General features: G+C 57.8%; 21 protein-coding genes. 11 read left to right on the forward strand and 10 right to left on the reverse strand.

The genetic code is table 11. From position 1 onward, the window contains the following. The first annotated feature begins 55 nt into the window (after nucleotides 1–55). The 4 genes from ACMGGU_RS02015 to ACMGGU_RS02030 all read left to right on the forward strand — a co-directional run bounded on the left by ACMGGU_RS02015 (nucleotide 56) and on the right by ACMGGU_RS02030 (nucleotide 3,606). Entirely contained in the window at nucleotides 56–982 is a 927-nt protein-coding gene (locus tag ACMGGU_RS02015; RefSeq protein WP_262796737.1) for an ABC transporter ATP-binding protein, read from the forward strand. Further along, on the forward strand, nucleotides 979–1,749 hold the full coding sequence (locus tag ACMGGU_RS02020; protein ID WP_032675960.1) for an ABC transporter permease: 771 nt from the start codon (nucleotides 979–981) through the stop codon (nucleotides 1,747–1,749). The genes ACMGGU_RS02015 and ACMGGU_RS02020 overlap by 4 nt, the downstream gene beginning before the upstream one ends. A 104-nt stretch (nucleotides 1,750–1,853) precedes the next feature. Next, a complete protein-coding gene (locus tag ACMGGU_RS02025) occupies nucleotides 1,854–2,294 on the forward strand; it encodes a PTS sugar transporter subunit IIA (protein WP_045907814.1) in 441 nt (146 codons plus the stop codon). Between the two features lie 64 nt (nucleotides 2,295–2,358). Continuing rightward, a complete protein-coding gene (locus tag ACMGGU_RS02030; RefSeq protein WP_048225666.1) occupies nucleotides 2,359–3,606 on the forward strand; it encodes a polysaccharide deacetylase family protein in 1,248 nt (415 codons plus the stop codon). A 3-nt stretch (nucleotides 3,607–3,609) separates the two neighbouring features. Here the strand turns inward: ACMGGU_RS02030 and panD are convergent, their stop codons facing one another. From panD to thpR, 9 genes are all read right to left on the reverse strand, one after another. Further along, the gene (gene panD, locus ACMGGU_RS02035; RefSeq protein ID WP_006810068.1) at nucleotides 3,610–3,990 is read right to left on the reverse strand and encodes an aspartate 1-decarboxylase; all 381 of its coding nucleotides are present in this window, start codon (nucleotides 3,988–3,990) and stop codon (nucleotides 3,610–3,612) included. Nucleotides 3,991–4,024: 34 nt separating this feature from the next. Then, nucleotides 4,025–4,876: a pantoate--beta-alanine ligase gene (gene panC / locus ACMGGU_RS02040; RefSeq protein ID WP_008501942.1), complete on the reverse strand. Its 852-nt coding sequence runs from the start codon at nucleotides 4,874–4,876 to the stop codon at nucleotides 4,025–4,027. 11 nt (nucleotides 4,877–4,887) lie between these two features. Beyond that, nucleotides 4,888–5,679: a 3-methyl-2-oxobutanoate hydroxymethyltransferase gene (panB, locus tag ACMGGU_RS02045; RefSeq protein WP_008501941.1), complete on the reverse strand. Its 792-nt coding sequence runs from the start codon at nucleotides 5,677–5,679 to the stop codon at nucleotides 4,888–4,890. 123 nt (nucleotides 5,680–5,802) lie between these two features. After that, nucleotides 5,803–6,282, reverse strand: a complete 480-nt coding sequence (gene folK, locus ACMGGU_RS02050) for a 2-amino-4-hydroxy-6-hydroxymethyldihydropteridine diphosphokinase (RefSeq protein WP_111967237.1) — start codon at nucleotides 6,280–6,282, stop codon at nucleotides 5,803–5,805. After that, entirely contained in the window at nucleotides 6,279–7,676 is a 1,398-nt protein-coding gene (gene pcnB, locus ACMGGU_RS02055) for a polynucleotide adenylyltransferase PcnB (protein ID WP_080347332.1), read from the reverse strand. The genes folK and pcnB overlap by 4 nt, the downstream gene beginning before the upstream one ends. Nucleotides 7,677–7,718: 42 nt before the next feature. Further along, entirely contained in the window at nucleotides 7,719–8,609 is an 891-nt protein-coding gene (gene gluQRS / locus ACMGGU_RS02060) for a tRNA glutamyl-Q(34) synthetase GluQRS (RefSeq protein ID WP_262778503.1), read from the reverse strand. Between the two features lie 59 nt (nucleotides 8,610–8,668). Further along, on the reverse strand, nucleotides 8,669–9,124 hold the full coding sequence (dksA, locus tag ACMGGU_RS02065; protein WP_001155232.1) for an RNA polymerase-binding protein DksA: 456 nt from the start codon (nucleotides 9,122–9,124) through the stop codon (nucleotides 8,669–8,671). 176 nt (nucleotides 9,125–9,300) lie between these two features. Next, nucleotides 9,301–10,005: a DNA/RNA nuclease SfsA gene (gene sfsA, locus ACMGGU_RS02070; RefSeq protein WP_039265695.1), complete on the reverse strand. Its 705-nt coding sequence runs from the start codon at nucleotides 10,003–10,005 to the stop codon at nucleotides 9,301–9,303. Then, entirely contained in the window at nucleotides 9,995–10,549 is a 555-nt protein-coding gene (thpR, locus tag ACMGGU_RS02075; RefSeq protein ID WP_262796736.1) for an RNA 2',3'-cyclic phosphodiesterase, read from the reverse strand. The genes sfsA and thpR overlap by 11 nt, the downstream gene beginning before the upstream one ends. 73 nt (nucleotides 10,550–10,622) lie before the next feature. On the opposite strand from thpR, the gene hrpB reads away from it, so the two are divergent. The 6 genes from hrpB to fhuB all read left to right on the forward strand — a co-directional run bounded on the left by hrpB (nucleotide 10,623) and on the right by fhuB (nucleotide 21,882). Continuing rightward, the gene (gene hrpB, locus ACMGGU_RS02080) at nucleotides 10,623–13,052 is read left to right on the forward strand and encodes an ATP-dependent helicase HrpB (protein WP_420300212.1); all 2,430 of its coding nucleotides are present in this window, start codon (nucleotides 10,623–10,625) and stop codon (nucleotides 13,050–13,052) included. A gap of 142 nt (nucleotides 13,053–13,194) precedes the next feature. Then, complete coding sequence (gene mrcB, locus ACMGGU_RS02085; RefSeq protein WP_045907821.1) at nucleotides 13,195–15,720, forward strand: bifunctional glycosyl transferase/transpeptidase; 2,526 nt, start codon at nucleotides 13,195–13,197, stop codon at nucleotides 15,718–15,720. Nucleotides 15,721–15,954: 234 nt separating this feature from the next. Then, on the forward strand, nucleotides 15,955–18,165 hold the full coding sequence (fhuA, locus tag ACMGGU_RS02090) for a ferrichrome porin FhuA (RefSeq protein ID WP_063620823.1): 2,211 nt from the start codon (nucleotides 15,955–15,957) through the stop codon (nucleotides 18,163–18,165). Between the two features lie 50 nt (nucleotides 18,166–18,215). After that, nucleotides 18,216–19,013 (forward strand): Fe3+-hydroxamate ABC transporter ATP-binding protein FhuC, encoded by a 798-nt coding sequence (gene fhuC / locus ACMGGU_RS02095; RefSeq protein ID WP_048028464.1) that lies wholly within the window; start codon nucleotides 18,216–18,218, stop codon nucleotides 19,011–19,013. Further along, nucleotides 19,013–19,903, forward strand: coding sequence for a Fe(3+)-hydroxamate ABC transporter substrate-binding protein FhuD (fhuD, locus tag ACMGGU_RS02100; protein ID WP_196346998.1), 891 nt, complete (start codon nucleotides 19,013–19,015; stop codon nucleotides 19,901–19,903). Before fhuC ends, fhuD begins: the two co-directional genes overlap by 1 nt. Then, a complete protein-coding gene (gene fhuB / locus ACMGGU_RS02105; RefSeq protein ID WP_420300213.1) occupies nucleotides 19,900–21,882 on the forward strand; it encodes a Fe(3+)-hydroxamate ABC transporter permease FhuB in 1,983 nt (660 codons plus the stop codon). The genes fhuD and fhuB overlap by 4 nt, the downstream gene beginning before the upstream one ends. 93 nt (nucleotides 21,883–21,975) lie before the next feature. Here the strand turns inward: fhuB and hemL are convergent, their stop codons facing one another. Continuing rightward, nucleotides 21,976–23,256, reverse strand: coding sequence for a glutamate-1-semialdehyde 2,1-aminomutase (gene hemL / locus ACMGGU_RS02110; RefSeq protein WP_048225686.1), 1,281 nt, complete (start codon nucleotides 23,254–23,256; stop codon nucleotides 21,976–21,978). Between the two features lie 177 nt (nucleotides 23,257–23,433). On the opposite strand from hemL, the gene clcA reads away from it, so the two are divergent. Further along, complete coding sequence (gene clcA, locus ACMGGU_RS02115) at nucleotides 23,434–24,834, forward strand: H(+)/Cl(-) exchange transporter ClcA (protein WP_420300214.1); 1,401 nt, start codon at nucleotides 23,434–23,436, stop codon at nucleotides 24,832–24,834. The last annotated feature ends 8 nt before the right edge of the window (nucleotides 24,835–24,842 follow it).

Here is a 24,842-nt window from a genome sequence, read left to right on the forward strand (position 1 = left end):
CCGACTTTTAATGAAACCACACAAAGTGTGTCAGAACTGAAGGTAAGTTAATTTCATGGCAATTGCACTGGAGCTTGAGCAGCTTAAAAAAACCTATCCGGGCGGCGTTCATGCGCTGCGCGGAATAGATCTAAAAGTAGAGGCCGGTGATTTTTACGCGCTTCTGGGGCCGAACGGCGCGGGGAAATCGACCACCATTGGGATTATCAGTTCGCTGGTCAATAAAACGTCCGGCCGGGTGAGCGTCTTTGGTTACGACCTGCAAAAAGATGTGGTGAACGCCAAGCGCCAGCTGGGTCTGGTGCCGCAGGAGTTCAACTTCAACCCGTTTGAGACGGTGCAGCAGATCGTCGTTAACCAGGCGGGTTATTACGGCGTTGAGCGTAAAGAGGCCCTGGAGCGGAGCGAAAAATACCTCAAGCAGCTCGATCTGTGGGAAAAGCGTAACGAACGCGCCCGGATGTTATCCGGCGGGATGAAGCGCCGCCTGATGATTGCCCGCGCGCTGATGCACGAGCCAAAACTGCTGATTCTTGATGAGCCGACGGCGGGTGTCGATATTGAACTGCGCCGCTCCATGTGGGGCTTCCTGAAAGACCTCAACGACAAAGGCACCACCATTATTCTGACCACCCACTATCTGGAAGAGGCAGAAATGCTGTGCCGCAACATCGGCATCATTCAGCACGGCGAGCTGGTGGAAAACACCTCGATGAAGAACTTGCTCTCCAAGCTGAAGTCAGAAACCTTTATTCTCGATCTGGCGGCAAAGAGCCCGCTGCCGAAGCTCGAAGGTTATCAATACCGCCTCGTCGATACCTCGACGCTGGAAGTGGAAGTGCTGCGCGAGCAGGGCATCAACAGCGTGTTTTCACAGCTGAGCGCGCAGGGTATTCAGGTCTTAAGTATGCGTAACAAAGCGAACCGACTGGAAGAGCTGTTTGTCTCTCTGGTGCAGGATAAACAAGGAGACAAGGCATGACGCATCTTTACTGGGTCGCGCTGAAAAGCATCTGGGCGAAAGAGATTAACCGCTTTATGCGCATCTGGGTGCAAACTTTGGTGCCGCCGGTCATCACGATGACGCTCTATTTCATCATCTTCGGTAACCTGATTGGCTCCCGGATTGGCGAGATGCACGGCTTTACCTATATGCAGTTTATCGTGCCGGGCCTGATTATGATGGCGGTGATCACCAACGCCTATGCCAACGTGGCGTCATCGTTCTTTAGCGCCAAGTTCCAGCGCAATATTGAAGAGCTGCTGGTGGCACCGGTGCCAACGCACGTCATTATTGCCGGTTACGTCGGCGGCGGCGTGGCGCGCGGGCTGTGCGTCGGGATTCTGGTCACGGCGATTTCGCTGTTCTTTGTCCCGTTCCAGGTGCACTCCTGGCTGTTCGTCGCGCTGACGCTGCTCCTGACGGCAATCCTCTTCTCGCTGGCCGGTTTGCTGAACGCCGTGTTTGCCAAAACGTTTGACGACATCAGCCTGATCCCGACCTTCGTGCTGACGCCGCTGACCTATCTTGGCGGGGTGTTCTACTCCCTGACGCTGCTGCCGCCGTTCTGGCAGGCGCTGTCGCACCTGAACCCGATCGTCTATATGATCAGCGGCTTCCGCTTCGGCTTCCTCGGCATCACCGATGTGCCGCTGTTTACCACGGTGGCGGTGCTGGCGGTGTTCATCATAGTCTTCTACCTGCTGTGCTGGTACCTGATCCAGCGCGGACGCGGTCTGCGCAGCTAGCCCTCAGCCCGGCGACATTCTGTTTGCCGGGCATTTTCTTTGACAGTTATCACCGTAAGCTAACCTTCACTCCGCTAAACTACTTGCCTGCTAAGGAGAGAGTTATGCTGGGATGGGTTATCACCTGCCACGATGAACGGGCGCAGGACATGCTGCTGAAGCTGGAAGCCAGGTTTGGTCCACTGCCACAGTGTCGCGCGGTTAACTACTGGCGCGGCTTGAGCACCAACATGCTTGGCCGGATGATGTGCGATGCCCTGCATGAAACTGACACCGGAGAGGGCGTCATTTTTCTTACTGATAAATCCGGCGCGGCGCCGTACCGTGCTGCGGCCCTGATGAGCCATAAGCACGACGGCTGCGAGGTGATCTCCGGTATTAGCCTTCCATTGCTTGAAATGATGTATCCCCAGCGCGAAACATTAACCAGCGCGGCGTTCCGTAACGCTATCGTCGCGCAGGGTACACCGGGCGTCAGCAGCTTGTGGCATCAGCAGCAAAAAAATCCCCCCTTTGTCCTGCTTCATGACCTGTATAAGAATTAAACATTGGTATTGATGTCGCTTTTGCTACAATGGCATAAGTATTTCCGCTTCGAATAAGACCCTCATGTTCACGCGTATTGTTTTCCTGCTATTGATGTTCGTCTCCGGCACTTCTTCTGCCAGTTTATTAAGTCAGCAAAGACTGCCTGCTCAATATATGCAAACCACCGAAGATGCGGCGATTTGGGCGCAGGTCGGCAACAGCGTCATTAACGTCGGCAACGTGCGGGCAGGGCAGATCCTCGCGGTGGTGCCTGCGGCGGCGGACTACTATGAATTTCGCTTCGGATTTGGCACGGGCTTTATCGACAAGGGGCACCTGGAGCCGGTGCAGGGCAAACAGCGCGTCGAGGATGGCCTGGGGGATTTGAATAAACCGCTGAGCAATCAAAACCTGATAACGTGGAAAGACACGCCCGTTTATAACGCCCCGAACAACGGTAGCGCACCCTTCGGCACCTTAAGCGCCAATCTTCGCTATCCGATCCTGAACAAGCTCAAAGATCGCCTCAATCAGACCTGGTTCCAGATCCGCATCGGCAACCGCCTGGCCTGGATCAGCAGCCTGGACGCGCAGGAAGATAACGGCATTCCGGTCATTACCTACCACCATATTTTGCGCGACGAAGAGAACACCCGTTTTCGCCATACCTCCACGACCACCAGCGTGCGTGCGTTCAACAACCAGATGACCTGGCTGCGCGATCAGGGCTATACCACTCTGACCCTGTATCAGCTGGAAGGGTATGTGCGCAACAAGATGAACTTGCCGGCGAAATCGGTGGTGATTACCTTCGACGATGGCCTGAAGTCCGTTAATCGCTATGCTTACCCGATCCTCAAAGCGTATGGCTTTAAGGCGACGGCGTTCATCATCTCGTCGCGTATCAAGCGCCACCCGCAAAAATGGGCGCCAAAATTTCTGCAGTTTATGAGCGTGTCGGAGCTGGAGCAGATGCATGACGTGTTCGACTATCAGTCCCACACGCACTTCCTGCACCGCGTCGACGACAACCATCAGCCCATTTTACTGAGCCGCAGCTATCACAATATTTTGTTTGATTTTAAGCGCTCGCGCCGCGACCTGGCGCAGTTTAACCCGCACGTGCTCTACCTCTCGTATCCTTTCGGCGGTTATGACGATAAGGCGATTAAAGCTGCGAATGACGCCGGGTTCCATCTGGCGGTGACGACGGTACGAGGGAAGGTCAAGCCGGGGGATAATCCGTTCTTGCTGAAGCGCCTGTATATCTTAAGAACGGATTCGCTGGAGACGATGTCGCGGCTGATCAGCAATCAGCCGCAGGGATAAACATCAGGCAACCTGAACCGGAATCGCCTTTGCGGTGCGCTTCATGTCATTGTCGCCTTCGAAGTAGGCGACTTTAGGCTGCCAGCGACGTGCTTCTTCGTCAGACATCATCACGAAACTGGCGATGATCACGATATCACCCACGTCCGCGCAGTGCGCCGCAGCGCCGTTAACGGAGATGATTTTAGAACCGCGCTCGGCGGCAATCGCGTAGGTAGAGAAGCGTTTACCGTTGTTCACGTTCCAGATATCAATCGCTTCGTTTTCGAGGATACCTGCTGCATCAAGGAAATCCTGGTCAATGGCGCAGGAGCCTTCATAGTGCAGGTCGGCCTGCGTGACTTTCACACGGTGAAGCTTACCTTGCAGCATTTTGCGAATCATTACGTTTACCTATAATTATCAGGGGTGAAAGGAACTACGCCAGCTCAACCACTTTATTGTCGATCAGACGCGCCTGACCTAGCCAGGCCGCCACCAGGATGACTGCGCGCTTGCTGTTCTGGGTTAATTCCAGCAGCGTATCAGCATCACGAATTTGTACGTCGTCAGCACGAAGCCCCTTATCGTTAAGCGCCTGCTCGGCAAGGGCGATAATCTCTTCTGCTGTTAACTCTTTTGCCAGCATCTGCTCAGCCATGGTGTTCATGACCTTGCTGAGACCCGGCGCGATTTTACGCTGTTCGGCGGTCAGGTAGCCATTACGCGAGCTGAGTGCCAGGCCGTCTTTTGCGCGTACGATCGGTACGCCGACAATCTCGATATCGTAACCCATATCCGCAACCATCTTGCGGATCAGCGCCAGCTGCTGGAAGTCTTTCTCGCCAAAGCAGGCAACGTCCGGCTGTACCAGGTTGAACAGCTTGCTGACGATGGTGGAAACGCCGCGGAAATGGCCCGGGCGGCTCGCGCCTTCGAGCATGGTGGAAATGCCCGGGACGTCAACGTAGGTTGCCTCTTCGGTACCCTGCGGGTAAACATCCGCCGGTGCAGGTGAGAAGACGATATCCGCGTGGCGTTTTTTGAGTTTCTCGCAATCTTCCTGCAGGGTGCGCGGGTAGCGCGCCAGATCGTCTGCGCGGTCAAACTGCATGGGGTTCACGAAGATACTGACCACCACGATATCTGCCCGCGCGCGGGCTTCGTCGACGAGCTTCATGTGGCCGTCATGCAGATTGCCCATGGTCGGGACCAGTGCGATACGTTTACCTTCCTGACGCGCGCGGCGGATATGCTGGCGAAGCAGCGGCAGGGTTTCAATGATTAGCACAACGAGACTCCTTAATGGAAACTGTGTTCTTCACCCGGGTAAACACCGGATTCAACGTCGGCAATATACTGCCTGACCGCAGCGCGCATGTCGCCCGCTTCGGCGAGGAAATTTTTGGCAAATTTCGGGATGTGTCCGCCGGTGATCCCGAAGGCATCGTGCATCACCAGGATCTGACCGTCGGTCACGTTGCCTGCCCCAATACCAATCACCGGAATCGACAGCGCGTCGGTAATGCGTTTCGCCAGCTCAACCGGCACGCACTCCAGCACCAGCAGCTGTGCACCTGCGGCTTCCAGCGCCAGAGCATCATCCAGCAGCGTCTGGGCGGCATCGCCGCGGCCCTGCACCTTGTAGCCGCCAAAGATATTCACGGACTGCGGCGTCAGGCCTAAATGCCCGCACACCGGCACGGCGCGCTCGGTGAGCATCTTCACCGTATCAACCAGCCAGGCGCCGCCTTCAATTTTGACCATATTGGCACCGGCACGCATCACTGCCGCCGCGTTTTCGAATGCCTGTTCCGGCGTGGCATAGGCCATAAACGGCAGATCGGAAAGCAGCAGGCAGGCTGGGGCGCCACGGCGCACGGCGCGGGTATGGTAAGCGATGTCCTCAACCGTCACCGGCAGGGTGGAATCATGTCCTTGTACCGTCATCCCTAACGAATCCCCGACCAGCATGACGTTGATCCCCTCTTCGGCAAACAGTTTGGCGAAGCTGTAGTCATACGCGGTAATGGTGGCGAAGCGTTTTTTTTCCTGTTTGCATTTCTGCAGTAAGGAGATGGTGGTTGGTTTCATACTGTTTCCTGATAGCCCAAAAGCGAATCTTTGCGCATTCTAACAGTAACATTCGAGGGAACAATGATTTTAGGCAATCGATTAACCACAAATATTTTATGGTTAACCAATAAAAAAACGGCTTTACCAGCGAGCGGGTTTTTCCGCACCGAGACTGTTGAGAACGGCCTTTAGCGAGAGCCCGTCAGGGAAGGTAAGGGAAGGGGCAACTTCATACAGTGGCCAGAGCATAAACCCGCGATTTTTCATGTCGTAATGCGGAACGGTGAGACGTTCAGTGTTAATCGTCTCGTGACCAAACAGCATAATGTCGAGGTCGAGCGTGCGGGGGCCCCAGCGTTCGGCTTTGCGCACACGGCCCTGTTGAAGCTCAATACGCTGGGTATTGTCCAGCAGCGCTTCGGGACCCAGTTCAGTCTCAAGGACCACGGCGGCGTTGAGGTAGTCTGGCTGATCCTGCGGCCCCAGCGGCGGTGTGCGGTAGAACGAGGAGACTGCCACGATCCGACTCTGTGGGATGTCGCCCAGTGCCTGTACGGCAGCATTTACCTGCTCCAGCGGAGAGGCTAAATTGCTGCCGATGGCGATATACGCGAGGGTCATGCTGTTCCTTCACGACGCGGCGCGCGTTTGCGCGGGCGACGATGACGGCGACGCGGTTCCGGCTCTTCATCCAGCCCGGTCAGCATATCTTTCTGCTCTGGCGGGGCGGAGACCTGGAATTCAGCCCACCACTGCGCCAGACGCTGCAGCTCCTGGTTGCGTTCAATTTCCGCGCGCAGCGACAGGAGATCGAAGGCGGCACGGAACTTAGGATGCTCCATCAGCTTCCAGGCGCGTTTGCCCTGACGACGGGACATGCGCAGCTGAAGCTGCCAGATGTCGCGCACCAGGGTGGTAATCCGTTTCGGAATGGCGAGCGTGCGGCAGCCTTCGTCCAGCACGTCGTTGGCGGCCAGCGCGAACGCATCGTAATAGGCGAGCCCGCTCTCCTGGGTAATACGCTGTGCCGTTTCCAGCAGCGGATACCAGAACATCGCGGCAAAGAGGAACGCCGGGTTCACGCGCATGTCGTTGCGAATGCGGGTATCGGTATTTTTCAGCACCTGCGCAATCATCCGCTCCATTGGGCTGTCACCGTTTTCGGTGAAGTAGCGGGTAATGGTCGGGAACAGCGGCTGGAACAGGTTGTATTCGCGCAGAAGTTTGTAGGTTTCAAAACCGTGGCCGGCCTGCAGCAGCTTCAGCGCTTCTTCAAACAGGCGAGCAGGCGGCACGTCGTTAATCAGCGTCGCCAGACGCGGGATTGGCTCTGCCGTTTCCGGGCTGATGCGCATATTCAGCTTGGCGGCGAAACGCACGGCGCGCAGCATACGCACGGGATCTTCACGGTAGCGCGTTTCCGGCGTGCCAATCAGGCGGATCAGACCTTCTTTCAGGTCCTGCATGCCGCCGACGTAATCGCGCACGGTGAAATCCGCGACGCTGTAATAAAGGCTGTTGATGGTGAAGTCGCGACGCTGGGCATCTTCTTCGATGGAACCGAAGATATTATCGCGCAGCAGCATACCGTTCTGGCCGCGCTGCGACGTCGTGCGATCGGACGCGCCCGCTTCGTGATGACCGCGGAAGGTCGCCACTTCGATGATTTCCGGCCCAAACATCACGTGAGCCAGACGGAAACGGCGGCCAACGAGGCGGCAGTTACGGAATAATTTGCGCACCTGCTCAGGCGTGGCGCTGGTCGTCACGTCGAAATCTTTGGGTTTTTTGCCCAGCAGTAAATCACGCACCCCACCGCCCACGAGATAGGCCTCGTAGCCCGCTTTATTCAGACGATAGAGCACCTTGAGGGCATTTTCACTGATATCTTTGCGGGAAATAGTGTGCTGCTCACGCGGAATAACCGACATGTGTGGCTGTGCAATAGCATCATTCGCCATGCTCTCTTCGCGGCTTAGCACTTTACGGCAAAAATTAGCGACTCGGGTAAAAATGGTACACCTCGTAGTGTGTTTTGTTATGAAAAAAGCGGCTAATCATAGCTCAGCGCAACGCATTTGAGAATGCTGGATTTTTGGCACTGCCGCGAGCGTCCAGTTAGCAATGGCCATTTTCAGCAGTTCGTCAATACGCAGATCCTGCCATTCGTTGGTTACATTCTGGTTGAGAAATCGCAGCGCGTCGATCAAAACAGGACGTGGATCGCCGTCTGGCAGGGCCGGGGCGTGATTCTGCTTTGACAATTTTAAGCCCTGCGCATTAACTGCCAGCGGCAGATGAATGTAATCCGGTGCCGTCCAGCCAAACTGGTGATACAGCGAGATTTGTCGCACGGTCGGCTCGACCAGATCCGCCCCGCGCACTATTTCCGTCACGCCCTGAAAATGATCGTCCACCACCACGGCCAGGTTGTAGGCGAACAGGCCATCGCGACGGTGAATAATAAAATCCTCACGCGCCAGACGTTCATCGGCATGAATTTCACCGGAGAGTAAATCGTTAAAGTGCGTCACCGGGGAGTGCTGTCTGATGCGCACGGCGGCATTTTCAGGACCGTTGTTCAGCGTGCGGCAGTGGCCGTCATAGACGCCACCTGCGCTCTGGATACGCGCGCGGGTGCAGGTGCAGTTATAGGAAAGCCCCTGAGCGCGAAGCCAGGCCAGACGTTCCCGATAGGCCTCGTGACGCTTTGACTGCCACAGAACCTCGTCATCCCAGTGAAGACCGTAATGTTCCAGCTGACGCAGAATGGTCTCTGCTGCACCGGGAACTTCACGCGGAGGGTCAATATCTTCGATGCGGACGAGCCATTTTCCCTGGCGGGCGCGAGCCTGCAGGTAGCTGCCGAGCGCGGCAATTAATGAGCCGAAGTGTAATTCACCGGAAGGAGATGGCGCGAAGCGCCCAATATAGTGTGATTCAGACATATCAACAGTAACAAGGCGGGAGAGACTCCCGCCTTTGGAGTGTGTAAACAGCGCTGGTGTTAACCGGCCATCTGTTTTTCGCGGATTTCGGCCAGCGTTTTGCAGTCGATGCACAGATCGGCGGTTGGACGCGCTTCCAGGCGACGAATGCCAATTTCAACACCGCAGGATTCGCAGTAGCCAAAATCTTCGTCTTCGACTTTTTTCAGCGTTTTCTCGATCTTTTTGATCAGTTTGCGTTCGCGGTCACGGTTACGCAGTTCGAGGCTGAACTCTTCTTCCTGAGCGGCACGGTCTACCGGGTCCGGGAAGTTAGCAGCTTCATCCTGCATATGAGTAACGGTGCGATCGACTTCATCCCTGAGTTGATTACGCCATGCTTCAAGAATACGCTTGAAGTGCGACAGCTGGGCTTCGTTCATATACTCTTCGCCCGGTTTCTCTTGATACGGCTCCACCCCAGCGATGGCGAGAATACTCAGGGACGATGTTTTACGGTTTTGCCCTTCTTGCATGTTGCTTCTCCTTAACACGCACTATCGATCCCCGTGTTGGGGGAAAAATCAGGTCGCTATAAATAGCAGATGCTTTTCCGTATGGCAATTATCTAAACGTAACACTTGACAAGCCTGTGAGGAAAAGCGTATTTGCGCACGCGGCCAGAACACTTAATCGTCAATCGTCTAATCCCTTATAAGACAATGGGAAGAGAGGATCTCAGAGTCATATTATCGGCAGAAAGTTCCGCTTTATAAGCGAAAACCTCTACCCCCTGCTTTTGTGCCTCATTCAACAATTGCGCGTATTTAGGATCAATATGGCGGGCAGGGGAGAAACGTTCAATGGCTGAATGCAACACTGCAAACAGCAATACGGCGCGTTTGCCCGCCGCCGCAACACTCATTAGCTCTCGCAGATGCTTCTGGCCACGTAGCGTTACCGCATCCGGGAAGTAGCCATTTTCCTGTTCCGCTAACGTCACTGATTTCACTTCAATATAGCACTCCGGCCTGTCTTCCGCCTGTAACATGAAGTCAATTCTGCTGCCTTCATCGCCATATTTCACTTCGCTTTTATGCGTGCCATAACCGACCAGTTCGGGAATTACGCCATGGGTCAGCGCTTCCTTAACCAGTTGATTGGCGCGCAGGGTATTAACACAAATAAATGCCCCGTTCTGGGTTTCGGTCATTTCCCAGGTATGGGCATATTTGCGTTTAGTATTTTCTGATGTGGAATACCAGACCCTGTCACCCGGCGTCGCGCATCCCGTCATGGCACCGGTATTGGGGCAGTGCAGGGTGAGCGGTTCGCCTTCAGGCGTGATCACATCGGCGAGGAAGCGTTTGTAGCGTTGGATAAGCGTAGCGTGCTGCAGGGGAGGACTAAACTTCATCAGAGTTCCTTTCGGTGTTGCCCAGCGTCCAGCGCTGTAGCGGCGTATAGCGGGTGCGTCCCTGTGCAAAGACGGATTCATAAAGCGCGAATGTGTTGACCGGAAAGGCCCAGTGAAAACCTGGTGCCGGGATGGCAACGGCCTGACCGGCATCGCGCAGCAGGGTAATGTGCGGATGAAACGGCTGTGGGCTTTGATAACAGCCGCTGCGCGCCGCCTGCGCGCGCAGCATGTTCGCCAGCTGCAATAATCCGCGCGGAGGCTGGCGCGTCCCCAGCCAGACCACGCGCGAACGCAGCCACTGACCCGCGTCGTCGAGGTGTAGCGTAAATTCCGGCTGGACAATACGCCCGGCCAGTGCGGCTAACGCCCGCTGTTTTTCGGCACTGACGTCGCCCAAAAAGGCCAGCGTCAGGTGCAGGTTAGCCGCCGCGACCGGGCGACCGGCTTCCGGCGGGAAGCGATCGGCGCGCCAGCGAACAATTTGACGCTGTAGTGTTGTGGGCAATTCAATGGCAAAAAAAAGCCGTTTCGACTCAGGCATACGGAGGACTCGGTAATGATATGCGCCGATGCTACAATGTACGCCGACTAATGTTAACCCTCTGGAGCTGTTAGTGTCCTCATTGCCGGTCGCCGTCGTTCTTCCTGACCTTCTCGCTGCCTTACGCCATGCCCCGCAGGTTTTGCTGAATGCCCCGACGGGGGCGGGTAAGTCCACCTGGCTGCCGCTGCAAATTCTGAAAGACGGGAACATCAGCGGGAAAATTATCCTGCTGGAGCCTCGCAGGCTGGCCGCGCGCAACGTGGCGCAGCGCCTGGCGGAACTGCTGAATGAAAAACCGGGCGAAACGGTAGGTTACAGGATGCGCGCCGAGACCTGCGTGGGCCCGACCACGCGCCTTGAGGTGGTCACCGAGGGGATTCTCACCCGCATGCTGCAAAACGATCCGGAGCTGACCGGCATCGGGCTGGTGATCCTGGATGAATTCCACGAGCGCAGCCTGCAGGCGGATCTGGCCCTTGCGCTGTTGCTGGACGTTCAGCAGGGACTGCGTGACGATCTCCGTCTGCTGATAATGTCGGCGACGCTGGACAATGTGCGGCTACGGCAGGCGCTACCTGATGCGCCGGTTATCAGCTCTGAAGGGCGGGCGTTTCCTGTTGAACGCCGCTATCAACCGCTTCCCTCCCACCTGCGTTTTGACGAGGCGGTCGCCATTGCCACCGCTGAACTGCTGCGCCAGGAGCCCGGTTCCCTGCTGCTGTTTTTGCCGGGTGTCGGTGAGATCCAGCGCGTGCAGGAACAGCTTTCCTCTCGCGTAGGCGGTGATGTACTGCTGTGCCCGCTCTACGGCGCGCTGTCGCTGCAGGATCAGCGTAAAGCTATCCTTCCTGCCCCGGTGGGGCAGCGCAAGGTGGTGCTGGCAACCAACATCGCTGAAACCAGTTTGACCATCGAAGGTATTCGCCTGGTGGTGGATAGCGCGCAGGAGAGGGTGGCAAGCTTTGACCCGCGTACCGGGCTGACTAAACTCCTGACGCAGCGCATCAGCCAGGCGTCAATGGTGCAGCGCGCGGGCCGTGCGGGGCGTCTTGAGCCGGGGATCTGCCTGCATTTGACCAGCGCGGAACAGGCAGAACGCGCGGCGCAGCAAAGCACGCCGGAAATTTTACAAAGTGATTTGTCGGGCCTGGTGATGGATCTGCTGCAGTGGGGCTGTCCGGATCCTGGACAGCTTACCTGGCTTGATTCTCCCCCTGTCGTTAACCTCACCGCTGCGCGCAGTCTGTTGACTGAGCTTGGCGCGCTGGAAGGCGAACGTCTGACGGTACGCGGCCAGAAAATGGCGGCGCTGGGCAACGAGCCGCGTCTGGCCGCGATGCTGGTGGCCGCGCAAGGGGATGATGAAATTGCCACGGCGGCAAAACTGGCGGCTATTCTTGAGGAGCCGCCGCGCGGTGGCAGCAGCGATCTGGGGCAGGCGTTTTCACGCAATCAGGGGAACTGGCAGCAGCGGGCGCAGCAACTGTGCAAACGGCTTAACAGCCGCGGCGGCGTGCCAGACAGCGAGAGGATTTCCCGGCTGTTAGCGCAGGCGTTTCCGGATCGAATTGCGCGTCGGCGCGGGCTGGACGGCCGCTATCAGCTGGCAAACGGCATGGGGGCGATGCTGGACAGCGATGACGCCCTGACGCGTCATGAGTGGCTAATTGCGCCGCTCCTGCTGCAGGGGAGCAACTCCCCCGATGCGCGTATCCTGCAGGCGATTGCCGTCGATATTGACGCCCTGACCCGTAGCTGTCCGCAGTTGCTTAAGCAATCGGACATCGTCGAGTGGGATGATGCGCAGGGCACGCTGAAGGCGTTTCGTCGTAGCCAGATTGGGAAACTAACGCTCGGGACGAAGCCGCTGGCGAAGCCGTCGGAAGACGAGCTTCATCAGGCTATGCTGAACGGCATTCGGGAAAAAGGGCTGAGCGTGCTGAACTGGACGCCGGAGGCGGAACAGTACCGCATTCGCCTGCACTGCGCCGCAAAGTGGCTACCGGAGCATGGCTGGCCAGCGGTGGATGATGAGACGCTGCTGGCTACGCTTGAACGCTGGCTACTGCCGCAGATGAGCGGCGTGCACTCTCTGCGCGCCCTTAAAGCGCTTGATGTTAAGACTGCGTTACAGAATTTACTGGACTGGTCATTGCGTCAACGTCTGGATAGTGAACTGCCAGGGCATTACACTGTGCCGACCGGAAGCCGGATTGCCATCCGTTATCATGAGGATAATCCGCCGGCGCTGGCGGTTCGGATGCAGGAGATGTTTGGTGAAGCAACCACGCCGTCTATCGCTGAAGGACGCGTGCCGTTGGTGCTTGAACTGCTGTCGCCTGCGCATCGCCCCTTGCAGATCACCCGAGATTTAGGGGCGTTCTGGGCGGGGAGCTACCGTGACGTGCAGAAAGAGATGAAGGGGCGGTACCCCAAACACGTCTGGCCGGACGATCCGGCGAATACGGCGCCGACGAAGCGGACGAAGAAATATTCCTGAAAGGGATGTGTGGCCTGATGCCCTCACCCCGGCCCTCTCCCCCAGGGAGAGGGAGAACTAATTTTGAGAGATTTCTTCTTTCACAGGCCTGTGAAAGAAAAGAAAATCTGGCCTTTGCGCCTGAAAGTTGCGGAGAAAAAGCATGGCGGGGAATGACCGCGAGCCAATAGGACGTAAGGGAAAACCAACGCGTCCGGCGAAAGAAAAAGTAAGCCGTCGTCGCCTCAGAGATGAGGACTATGACGATGACTATGAAGACGATGATGAGGATGAAGAACCGATGCCGCGTAAAGGGAAAGGCAAAGGGCGCAAGCCTCGGGGCAAACGCGGCTGGTTCTGGCTGCTGCTGAAGCTCTTTATTGTTTTTGTTGTGCTGATGGCAATTTACGGCGTGTATCTGGATCAGAAGATCCGCAGCCGTATCGACGGTAAAGTCTGGCAGTTACCTGCGGCAGTGTATGGCCGTATGGTGAACCTTGAGCCAGATATGTCCATCACGAAAAACGAAATGGTAAAACTGCTGGAAGCCACCCAGTATCGTCAGGTGTCAAAAATGACGCGCCCTGGCGAATTTACCGTGCAGGCGAACAGCATTGAGATGATCCGTCGTCCGTTTGATTTCCCGGACAGCAAAGAGGGTCAGGTGCGCGCGCGTCTGACCTTTGACGGGGATCGTCTGGATACCATCGAGAACATGGATAACAACCGCCAGTTCGGTTTCTTCCGTCTCGATCCGCGTCTGATCACCATGCTCTCGTCGGCAAACGGCGAGCAGCGTCTGTTCGTGGCGCGTAACGGCTTCCCGGATCTGCTGGTCGATACGCTGCTGGCGACCGAAGACCGTCACTTCTACGAGCACGACGGCATCAGCCTCTACTCGATTGGTCGTGCGGTACTGGCGAACCTGACTGCCGGTCGTACCGTGCAGGGAGCGAGTACGCTGACTCAGCAGCTGGTGAAAAACCTCTTCCTCTCCAGCGAACGCTCTTACTGGCGTAAAGCGAACGAAGCCTACATGGCCGTGCTGATGGACGCGCGCTACAGCAAGGATCGTATCCTTGAGCTGTATATGAACGAGGTGTATCTCGGTCAGAGCGGCGATAACGAAATCCGCGGCTTCCCGCTGGCGAGCCTGTACTACTTTGGTCGTCCGGTGGAAGAGCTGAGCCTGGATCAGCAGGCGCTGCTGGTGGGCATGGTGAAAGGGGCGTCCATTTATAACCCGTGGCGTAACCCGAAACTGGCCCTGGAGCGTCGTAACCTGGTGCTGCGTCTGCTGCAACAACAGCAGGTGATCGACCAGGAGCTGTACGACATGCTGAGCGCACGTCCGCTTGGCGTTCAGCCGCGCGGTGGGGTGATCTCGCCTCAGCCTGCGTTTATGCAGCTGGTGCGTCAGGAACTGCAAAGCAAGCTTGGCGATAAGGTCAAAGATCTCTCCGGCGTGAAGATCTTCACCACCTTTGACTCCGTGGCGCAGGATGCGGCAGAAAAAGCGGCGGTGGAAGGTATTCCGGCGCTGAAGAAACAGCGTAAGCTCTCCGATCTTGAAACCGCGATGGTGGTGGTTGACCGCAACTCCGGCGAAGTTCGTGCGATGGTGGGCGGTGCCGAGCCGCAGTTTGCAGGCTACAACCGTGCCATGCAGGCGCGTCGCTCGATCGGTTCTCTGGCAAAACCGGCGACCTATCTGACTGCCCTGAGTCAGCCAAACCAGTATCGTCTGAATACCTGGATTGCGGATGCGCCTATCTCCCTGCGCCAGCCTAACGGCCAGGTGTGGTCACCGCAGAACGACGATAAGCAGTTTAGCGGTCAGGTGATGCTGGTGGATGCGTTGACGCGCTCCATGAACGTGCCGACGGTAAACCTGGGCATGTCGCTGGGCCTGCCGGCCATTGTCGATACCTGGCAGAAGCTGGGCGTGGCGAAAGATCAGCTGCACCCGGTGCCGGCGATGATCCTCGGGGCGCTTAACCTGACGCCGATCGAAGTGGCGCAGGCGTTCCAGACCATCGCCAGCGGCGGTAACCGCGCGCCGCTGTCCGCCCTGCGTTCGGTGATTGCCGAAGATGGCTCTGTGCTGTATCAGAGCTTCCCGCAGGCGGAGCGTGCCGTTCCTGCTCAGGCGGCCTACATGACGCTGTGGACGATGCAGCAGGTGGTGCAGCGTGGTACGGGTCGTCAACTGGGTGCGAAGTATCCGGGCCTGCATCTGGCAGGTAAGACCGGGACCACCAACAACAACGTTGATACCTGGTTTGCCGGTATCGATGGCCGTGAAGTGGTCATTACCTGGGTAGGACGCGACAACAACCAGCCGACCAAGCTGTACGGGGCGAGCGGGGCGATGTCGATTTACCAGCGCTATCTGGCGAATCAGTCACCAGTGCCGCTGAACCTTGTCGCGCCGGAAGATATCGTCGATATGGGCGTGGACAGCTCCGGTAACTTCGTCTGCGGCGGCGGAATGCGTACTCTGCCGGTCTGGACAACCAACCCGGATTCCCTGTGCCAGCAGAGCCAGCCTGAACAGCCGACCGGCAACCCGTTCGATCAGTCTTCTCAGCCACAGCAGCCGCAGCAGCAACAGCCGCAGCAGCAGAATGAGAAGAAAGACAGCGATGGCGTAGCCGGCTGGATTAAAGACATGTTTGGCGGTAACTAACTTTTAAAGCCCTCTTCCCCGGAAGGGGGTTTTTTTTACCCGTAAACCTCATTTCGTTAACCCTCACTTTAACTCTGATTAACCCTTCGTTTTCTCTTGTCTATTTCTTAAACCCTTAATTCTCGTAGGGCCGCTTACTGCTTGCTATGCAACCCGCGTTTCGCATATTATTCTGGCGCTCATAATAATAATTCTCGTTTACGTTATCATTCACTTTTCCATCAGAGAAACATCATGGCGCTTTCCAATACTGCTCAGCCAATGAACACGTCGCTGCGTAAACTCGCGGTCGTCGTCGCCACAGCGGTTGCCGGCGTGTCCGCGTATGCTCATGCGGCAGAAACCCCGAAAAAAGAAGAAACCATCACGGTAACCGCAGCACCTGCGGCACAGGAAAGTGCCTGGGGACCGGCACCCACGATTGCGGCCAAACGCACCGCCACCGCGACCAAGACCGATACCCCGATTGAGAAAACCCCGCAGTCTATTTCTGTCGTCACCCGCGAAGAGATGGACATGAAGCAGCCGGGTACGGTTAAACAGGCGCTGGCCTATACGCCGAGCGTGTTCGCAACGCGCGGCGCGTCAACAACGTATGATGTTGTTTCTATCCGTGGGTTCACCACCTCCAGTACCGTGAATACCAACCAGTATCTGGACGGGATGAAGCTGCAGGGAGATAACTATTCTGAAGCGTCCATGGATCCGTATTTCCTTGAGCGCGTCGAGTTGCTGCGCGGCCCTACGTCCGTTCTGTACGGTAAAAGCCACCCGGGTGGCGTGGTCAGCATGGTCAGCAAGCGGCCAACCACCGAGCCACTGAAAGAAATTCAGTTCAAAATGGGTACCGATAACCTGTGGCAGACCGGGTTTGATTTCAGCGATGCGATTGATGATGACGGCGTGTGGTCATACCGTCTGACCGGTCTGGGGCGCAGCGAAAATGCGCAGCAGGAGATGGTGAAATCTTCCCGCTACGCCATTGCGCCTGCTTTCAGCTGGCGTCCTGACGATAAAACCGATTTTACTTTCCTGAGCAACTTCCAGAGCGATCCGGATGCAGGCTATTACGGCTGGCTGCCGCGGGAAGGTACCGTTGTGCCTTACTATGACGCCAACGGCAACGCGCATAAGCTGCCGACCGATTTCAACGAAGGTGACGAAGACAATAAGATCTCCCGTCGCCAGAAAATGGTGGGCTACAGCTTCTCGCATCAGTTTGATGACACCTTTACCGTGCGTCAAAACCTGCGCTACACCAAAATCAATACGCTTTACCGTTCCGTTTACGGTAACGGCTATATTGCACCGGCTCAGATCAGCCGCGCGTACGTGCGCTCTGATGAGGACCTCAACTCGTTCACGGTCGATACCCAGCTGCAGTCCAAATTTGCGACCGGTGCAGTGGATCATACCCTGTTGACGGGCGTCGATTACCTGCGCATGCGTAACGATATTGATGCAGATTACGGCAGCGCTGACCCTATCAGCATGACGAATCCGCAGCACAACAATGCCAATATCAACGTGAACTTCCCGTATGCCGTGCTCAATCGTCAGGAGCAAACGGGCCTGTACGCGCAGGATCAGGCTGAGTGGGATAAGTGGGTACTGACCCTGGGTGGACGCTATGATTTTGCCAAAACGTCCACACTGACGCGTTCTTCCGACACGACGGCTGAAATCAACGATCGGGCATTCACCTGGCGTGGCGGGATCAACTACCTGTTTGATAACGGTATTACGCCGTACTTCAGCTACAGCGAATCCTTCGAGCCTATTTCCGGCGCAACCCAGGGCGGCAAACCGTTCGATCCGGCTCGCGGCAAGCAGTATGAAGCGGGCGTGAAGTATGTACCGAAAGATCTGCCTGTTGTGGTCACCGCTGCGGTGTATCAGCTGACCAAAAACAACAACCTGACGGCCGATCCGGCGAACCCGACCAGCGGCTTTAGCGTACAGGGCGGTGAAATTCGCTCTCGCGGTTTCGAACTGGAAGCGAAAGCGGCAGTATCTGCCAACGTGAACGTGACGGCTTCCTATAGCTTTACTGATGCGGAATACACGCACGATACCTGGTATGAAGGCCGTCGTCCGGCGGAAGTGCCGCGTAACATGGCGTCTCTGTGGGCAGATTACACCTTCCACGAGACGGCGTTGAGCGGTCTGACGGTAGGGGCAGGCACCCGTTACATCGGTAACACCGTGTCCTACTACTCTGCCTCGTCGCCAAAAGCCTACCAGTCGTTCAACGTCGCGGGCTACGCACTGGCTGACGCGACCGTGAAATATGACCTGGCACGCTTTGGACTGCCGGGCTCGTCTGTCGGCGTCAACGTGAACAACATCTTCGATCGTGAATACGTCTCCAGCTGCTACAGCGAATATGCATGCTACTGGGGCGCAGGACGTCAGGTTGTTGCCACCGCGACCTTCCGCTTCTAATCTCTGTCTGGGCACGGTTCGCCGTGCCCTTTTTATTTAAGTTGGCTGATATGCAGGATAATCAAACGCAACCCGACACCACCTTTACGCTCAACCATCTCTCCTTTCGCGTACCCGGGCGCACCTTGCTGCATCCGCTCTCTTTGACGTTCCCCGCAGGTAAAGTCACTGGCCTGATTGGTCACAACGGTTCCGGTAAGTCCACGCTGCTTAAGATGCTGGGACGCCATCAGCCGCCGTCAGAAGGCGACATTCTGCTGGATGACCAACCGCTCGAGAGCTGGAGCAGCAAAGCGTTTGCCCGCAAAGTGGCGTATCTGCCGCAGCAGCTGCCGCAGGCGGAGGGGATGACGGTGCGAGAGCTGGTGGCGATTGGGCGTTATCCGTGGCATGGCGCGCTTGGACGCTTCGGCGTGGCCGACAGAGAGAAAGTGGAAGAGGCGATTGCGCTGGTCGGGCTGAAACCGCTGGCGCACCGTCTGGTGGATAGCCTGTCCGGCGGTGAACGCCAGCGCGCGTGGATTGCGATGCTGGTGGCCCAGGACAGCCGCTGCCTGCTCCTTGATGAACCCACCTCCGCGCTCGATATCGCCCATCAGGTCGATGTCCTTGCGCTGGTGCACCGCTTAAGCCAGCAGCGTGGTCTGACGGTGATTGCGGTGCTGCATGACATCAACATGGCGGCGCGCTATTGCGACTACCTTGTTGCGCTGCGCGGCGGCGAAATGATTGCGCAGGGAACGCCGTCCGAGCTGATGTGCAGCGAAACGCTGGAACATATTTATGGTATTCCGATGGGTATTCTGCCTCACCCGGCCGGGGCTGCACCGGTGAGCTTCGTCTACTGATGCTCGACAACATGCGCATTAGCCGCCGTCGCCTGCTGACGGCGATGGCCCTCTCACCGCTGCTGTTAAAAATGAATACGGCGCGTGCCGCCGCCGTCGATCCGCACCGCATAGTTGCGCTGGAGTGGCTGCCGGTCGAGCTGATGATGGCGCTCGGCGTCACGCCCTACGGCGTGGCGGACATTCCTAACTATAACCTCTGGGTGAACGAGCCGAAGCTGCCGGAATCGGTAATCGACGTCGGCCTGCGGACGGAGCCAAACCTCGAGCTGCTCACCCAGATGAAACCGTCGTTCCTGTTCTGGTCCGCGGGCTACGGTCCGTCAGAAGAGACCATGGCGCGCATTGCGCCCGGACGTGGATTCGCTTTCAGCGACGGTAAAAAACCACTGGCGATGGCGAAAAAGTCGGTTAACGAGATGGCGCATTTCCTCAACCGGGAAGCGGAGGCTAAAAAACATCTCGACGAATTCGATGCCCTGATTGACGCTCTGAAGCCGCGTTTTGCTCACCGTGGCGATCGTCCGCTGCTGATGGTGACGCTGCTGGATGCCCGCCATATGCTGGTTTTCGGTAAAAACTGCCTGTTCCAGGAAGTCCTCGACAGTTTTGGTATTCGTAATGCCTGGGAAGGGGAGATGACGTTCTGGGGCAGTACCGCTGTGGGTATCGATCGTCTCGCGGCGTTTCGCGACGTGGATGTGCTGTGCTTCGATCACGGCAACGAGCGCGCCATGCAAACCCTGATGGCGACGCCGCTCTGGCAGGCGATGCCGTTTGTCCGTGAGCAACGCTTCCAGCGCGCCCCGGCGGTCTGGTTCTACGGCGCGACGCTGTCGGCCATGCATTTTGCCCGCGTGCTGGATAACGCGCTGGGAGGTAAAGCATGAGTTCACGTATTGCCCGCTTCCCGGCGCTTCTGCTGGTATTGATTTTTCTTGCCGCGCTGGCGTTAACCGGGTTTAACCTCTCGGCCGCATTACCGTGCACGCAGTGGGGGGCCGCGCTGGCCTCGCCGGATATCGACAATATTCAGCAGATGCTGTTCCACTACAGCCTGCTGCCGCGTCTGGCAATCTCCCTTTTAGTCGGTGCCGGTTTAGGGCTGGTGGGGGTGCTGTTCCAGCAGGTTTTACGTAACCCGCTGGCGGAACCCACCACACTCGGCGTCGCGACCGGCGCCCAGCTAGGGATCACCATCACCACGCTGTGGACGCTGCCGGGGGCGTTAGCCTCGCAGTTTGCGGCGCTTGCCGGAGCGTGTGCGGTGGGCGCGCTGGTCTTTGGCGTGGCCTGGGGTAAACGCCTTTCCCCGGTGACGCTGATTCTGGCCGGGCTGGTGGTCAGCCTGTACTGTGGGGCGATCAACCAGTTGCTGGTTCTGTTCCACCACGATCAGCTGCAAAGCATGTTCATGTGGAGTACCGGGACGCTGACCCAGACCGACTGGAGCGTGGTGCAGCGCCTGTGGCCGCAGCTGGCTGGCGGTGTTGTGCTGACGCTGCTGCTCCTGCGTCCTCTGACGCTGATGGGACTGGATGATGGCGTGGCGCGCAACCTGGGGCTGGCGCTGTCGCTGGCTCGCCTGGCGGCGCTGACGCTGGCGATTGTATTGAGCGCCCTGCTGGTGAATGCGGTCGGCATCATCGGGTTTATCGGCCTGTTTGCCCCGCTGCTGGCGAAGATGCTCGGAGCGCGTCGCTTGCTGGCGCGTCTGATGCTGGCGCCGCTGATTGGGGCGCTGATCCTCTGGCTTTCCGATCAGCTTATTCTCTGGCTGGCGCAGGTCTGGCGTGAAGTCTCCACCGGCTCGGTCACCGCGCTGATCGGGGCGCCGCTGCTCCTGTGGCTGCTTCCGCGCCTGCGCAGCATGAGCGCACCGGCGATGGATGCGGGCGATAAAGTCCATACTGAGCGTCAGTCGGTACTGTGGTTTAGCCTTGTCGGGCTGGCGGTGCTGATTATCGCCTCGTTCGCGGCGCTCTCATTCGGACGCGATGCCGCGGGTTGGCACTGGGCAACGGGTGATTTACTCAACGCCCTGCTGCAGTGGCGCTGGCCGCGTATCCTCGCTGCGCTGATCGCAGGCGTGATGCTGGCGGTGGCAGGATGCATTATTCAGCGTCTGACCGGCAACCCGATGGCGAGCCCGGAAGTGCTCGGGATCAGCTCTGGCGCTGCCTTTGGCGTGGTGCTGATGCTGTTCTTCGTGCCGGGCAATGCGTTTGGCTGGCTGCTGCCTGCCGGTAGTCTTGGGGCGGCGGTTACGCTGATGATTATCCTGATTGCCGCTGGTCGAGGCGGGTTTTCACCGCACCGTATGCTACTGGCGGGGATGGCGCTCAGCACCGCATTCACGATGCTGCTGATGATGCTGCAGGCAAGCGGCGATCCGCGTATGGCGAAGATCCTGACCTGGATATCCGGTTCAACGTACGGCGCGACCGGCAGCCAGGCGATCGGGTCCGGGATCGTGATGATCGTACTGCTGGCGATGGTGCCGCTATGCCGTCGCTGGATGACCATTCTGCCGCTCGGCGGGGAAACCGCGCGCGCGGTGGGAATGGCGCTGACGCCAGCGCGTATCGCGTTGCTGCTGCTCGCTGCGTGCCTGACGGCGACGGCGACCATGACGATTGGCCCGCTGAGTTTTGTGGGGCTAATGGCGCCGCACATTGCCAGAATGATGGGGTTCCGCCGGACGATGCCGCATATCGTGATGTCGGCCCTGACGGGCGGGGTGATGCTGGTGTTTGCGGACTGGTGCGGAAGAATGGTGCTGTTCCCGTATCAGATCCCGGCGGGTCTGCTGTCGACCTTTATCGGTGCGCCGTATTTTATTTATCTGTTGAGAAAGCAGAGTCGGTAATAAAAGTAAACGGCAATCCTTAGATTGCCGTTTTAGTGTTTGCTCCCTCTCCCCGTGGGAGAGGGTTGGGGTGAGGGCATCAAGCCGCACATCTTACAGTTTCGCAAACACCTTACGCGCCGCGTCAATGGTGTTATTGATATCTTCTTCACTGTGCGCCACGGACATAAAGCCCGCTTCGAACGCTGACGGTGCCAGGTAGACGCCTTCTTCCAGCATCAGGTGGAAGAAGCGCTTGAAGCGTTCAACGTCGCACTTCACCACGTCCTGATAGCAGGTCACGGTTTTCGCCTCGGTGAAGAAGATCCCGAACATGCCGCCCACGTGGTTAACCACCAGCGGAATACCGGCTTCCTCTGCCGCTTCCAGCAGGCCGTTTGCCAGTTGCGTGGTCCGGTCGGTCAGGGTTTCGTGGATGCCTGGCTGAGCCACTTCGGTCAGGCAGGCAAAGCCCGCCGCCATCGCGATAGGGTTACCGGAGAGCGTGCCCGCCTGGTAAACCGGGCCGGTGGGTGCCAGCGCTTCCATGACGTCCTTACGCCCACCGAATGCGCCGACCGGCATGCCGCCGCCGATGATTTTACCCAGGCAGGTCAGGTCCGGCTCGACGCCGTAGTAAGACTGGGCGCCCGCCAGCGCTACGCGGAAGCCGGTCATCACTTCATCGATGATCAGCAGCGCACCGAACTCATCGCACAGGGCGCGCAGGCCCGGCAGGAAATCAGGCTGCGGTGGAATGCAGTTCATGTTGCCCGCAACTGGCTCAACGATGATGCAGGCGATCTCCTGCGGATACTGCTCGAACGCCGCGCGAACGGTGTCCAGATCGTTGTAGGTGCAGGTCAGGGTATGCTTCGCGAAGTCAGCCGGTACGCCAGGTGAGTTTGGCTGGCCGAGCGTTAGCGCGCCGGAACCCGCTTTCACCAGCAGGCAGTCCGCATGACCGTGGTAGCAACCCTCAAACTTGATAATCTTGTCGCGACCGGTAAAGCCGCGCGCCAGGCGGATGGCGCTCATGGTCGCTTCGGTACCGGAGTTCACCATGCGCACCATGTCCATGGTCGGGACCAGCTCGGTGACCAGCTCCGCCATTTTCACTTCCATTTCGGTTGGCGCACCGAAGCTCAGGCCGCGCTGAGCGGCTTCAATCACCGCGTTACGAATGGCCGGGTGGTTGTGTCCCAGCACCATCGGGCCCCAGGAGCCGACATAATCGATATAGGCTTTGCCATCGACATCATACAGATACGCGCCGTCAGCACGTTCGATAAACAGCGGCGTGCCGCCCACGCCGGTAAAGGCGCGCACAGGTGAGTTCACGCCACCCGGAATAAGCTCGCGGGCTGCACTGTAGAGGTTTTCAGACTTGCTCATGGCGTCGTTCCTGGTTCGTATAAAATGATTAAGCCCACTATTCTAAGTGATTCGGGGAAGGTTATGAAATTTTTAGCCGGGTAATGCTTTAAGATTTGTTAAGTAATTTTCAGGAGACGGTGGGGCTGTCTCTGGTAAAATCCTCGCGGCTTTTTGTATGACGAATAAGTACAGGACATGAAATCAGATTCTCCGTCTTTTGAAGAACAACAGTTTACGCGCGCTCAGCATCGAATCAGTATTCGACGGCTGCTCAATCGCGATAAAACGCCGCTGGCGATCCTGCTGGCCGCTGCCGTGGTGGGAACACTCGCCGGTCTGGTGGGCGTGGCATTTGAAAAAGCGGTTAATGCCGTGCTCAACTGGCGAGTGGGAACCGTGGCCGGTTTCGCCGACAGCCGATGGCTGGTCTGGGTTGCGGCGTTCGGGCTGTCGGCGCTGTTTGCCATGGTGGGGTATTTTCTGGTGCGTAAATTTGCGCCGGAGGCAGGCGGGTCCGGCATCCCGGAAATTGAAGGGGCCCTGGAGGAGCTGCGTCCGGTGCGCTGGTGGCGTGTCATCCCGGTGAAGTTTATCGGCGGCATGGGTACGCTGGGCGCGGGGATGGTTCTTGGCCGGGAAGGGCCTACGGTTCAGCTGGGTGGGAACGTCGGCCGCATGGTGAGCGATCTGTTTCGGATGCGCAGCGCCGAAGCGCGCCATACGCTGCTGGCAACCGGTGCGGCGGCGGGGCTGTCGGCGGCCTTTAACGCGCCGCTGGCGGGCATTTTGTTTATCATCGAAGAGATGCGCGCGCAGTTTCGCTACAACCTGATCTCCATTAAAGCGGTGTTTACCGGCGTCATTATGTCGAGCATCGTGTTTCGCCTCTTTAATGGCGAAGGGGCGGTCATTGAGGTGGGTAAACTGACCAACGCGCCGGTGAACACCCTGTGGCTTTACCTAATCCTCGGCATGATTTTTGGCGTGGTGGGGCCGCTGTTTAACACCTTTATCTTACGCGCTCAGGATATGTTCCAGCGTATTCACGGTGGGAATACGACCAAATGGGTGCTGATGGGCGGCCTGCTGGGCGGAATCTGCGGCGTGCTCGGTTTTATCGAGCCGAATGCCGCTGGCGGCGGGTTCGGGCTGATCCCCATTGCGGCGGCGGGGAACTTTAGCGTGGGTCTGCTGCTGTTTATGTTTATCTCCCGCGTCATCACGACGGTGCTCTGTTTTTCCTCCGGCGCGCCCGGTGGGATATTCGCCCCGATGCTGGCGCTGGGAACCTTGCTGGGCACCGCGTTTGGTATGGCGGCGGAAGCGGGCTTTCCCGCCTATCACCTTGACGCCGGGACCTTTGCGGTGGCCGGAATGGGGGCGCTGCTTGCCGCCTCCCTGCGCGCGCCATTGACCGGGATCGTGCTGGTGCTGGAGATGACGGATAATTACCAGCTCATTTTGCCAATGATCATTACCTGTCTCGGCGCGACACTATTAGCCCAGTTCCTGGGTGGAAAACCGCTATACTCCACCATTCTTGCGCGTACTCTGGCAAAACAAGAGGCGGAGCGGGCCGCAACGCAGAATACTTGAATGAATTA

The sequence above is a fragment of the Enterobacter sp. BNK-8 genome, from assembly GCF_048685095.1.
In the GTDB taxonomy this organism is placed as follows: Bacteria; Pseudomonadota; Gammaproteobacteria; order Enterobacterales; family Enterobacteriaceae; genus Enterobacter; species Enterobacter quasiroggenkampii.

Excerpts from the sequence above, each read along its gene's own strand:
- fhuC (WP_048028464.1), top strand. The coding sequence starts at position 18,216 with ATGCAGGATAATCAAACGCAACCCGACACCACCTTTACGCTCAACCAT.
- folK (WP_111967237.1), bottom strand. The coding sequence starts at position 6,282 with ATGACCCTCGCGTATATCGCCATCGGCAGCAATTTAGCCTCTCCGCTG.
- hemL (WP_048225686.1), bottom strand. The coding sequence starts at position 23,256 with ATGAGCAAGTCTGAAAACCTCTACAGTGCAGCCCGCGAGCTTATTCCG.
- sfsA (WP_039265695.1), bottom strand. The coding sequence starts at position 10,005 with ATGAAGTTTAGTCCTCCCCTGCAGCACGCTACGCTTATCCAACGCTAC.
- thpR (WP_262796736.1), bottom strand. The coding sequence starts at position 10,549 with ATGCCTGAGTCGAAACGGCTTTTTTTTGCCATTGAATTGCCCACAACA.
- ACMGGU_RS02015 (WP_262796737.1), top strand. The coding sequence starts at position 56 with ATGGCAATTGCACTGGAGCTTGAGCAGCTTAAAAAAACCTATCCGGGC.
- ACMGGU_RS02030 (WP_048225666.1), top strand. The coding sequence starts at position 2,359 with ATGTTCACGCGTATTGTTTTCCTGCTATTGATGTTCGTCTCCGGCACT.
- panD (WP_006810068.1), bottom strand. The coding sequence starts at position 3,990 with ATGATTCGCAAAATGCTGCAAGGTAAGCTTCACCGTGTGAAAGTCACG.
- fhuD (WP_196346998.1), top strand. The coding sequence starts at position 19,013 with ATGCTCGACAACATGCGCATTAGCCGCCGTCGCCTGCTGACGGCGATG.
- ACMGGU_RS02025 (WP_045907814.1), top strand. The coding sequence starts at position 1,854 with ATGCTGGGATGGGTTATCACCTGCCACGATGAACGGGCGCAGGACATG.
- fhuB (WP_420300213.1), top strand. The coding sequence starts at position 19,900 with ATGAGTTCACGTATTGCCCGCTTCCCGGCGCTTCTGCTGGTATTGATT.
- mrcB (WP_045907821.1), top strand. The coding sequence starts at position 13,195 with ATGGCGGGGAATGACCGCGAGCCAATAGGACGTAAGGGAAAACCAACG.
- clcA (WP_420300214.1), top strand. The coding sequence starts at position 23,434 with ATGAAATCAGATTCTCCGTCTTTTGAAGAACAACAGTTTACGCGCGCT.
- ACMGGU_RS02020 (WP_032675960.1), top strand. The coding sequence starts at position 979 with ATGACGCATCTTTACTGGGTCGCGCTGAAAAGCATCTGGGCGAAAGAG.
- dksA (WP_001155232.1), bottom strand. The coding sequence starts at position 9,124 with ATGCAAGAAGGGCAAAACCGTAAAACATCGTCCCTGAGTATTCTCGCC.
- gluQRS (WP_262778503.1), bottom strand. The coding sequence starts at position 8,609 with ATGTCTGAATCACACTATATTGGGCGCTTCGCGCCATCTCCTTCCGGT.
- fhuA (WP_063620823.1), top strand. The coding sequence starts at position 15,955 with ATGGCGCTTTCCAATACTGCTCAGCCAATGAACACGTCGCTGCGTAAA.
- panB (WP_008501941.1), bottom strand. The coding sequence starts at position 5,679 with ATGAAACCAACCACCATCTCCTTACTGCAGAAATGCAAACAGGAAAAA.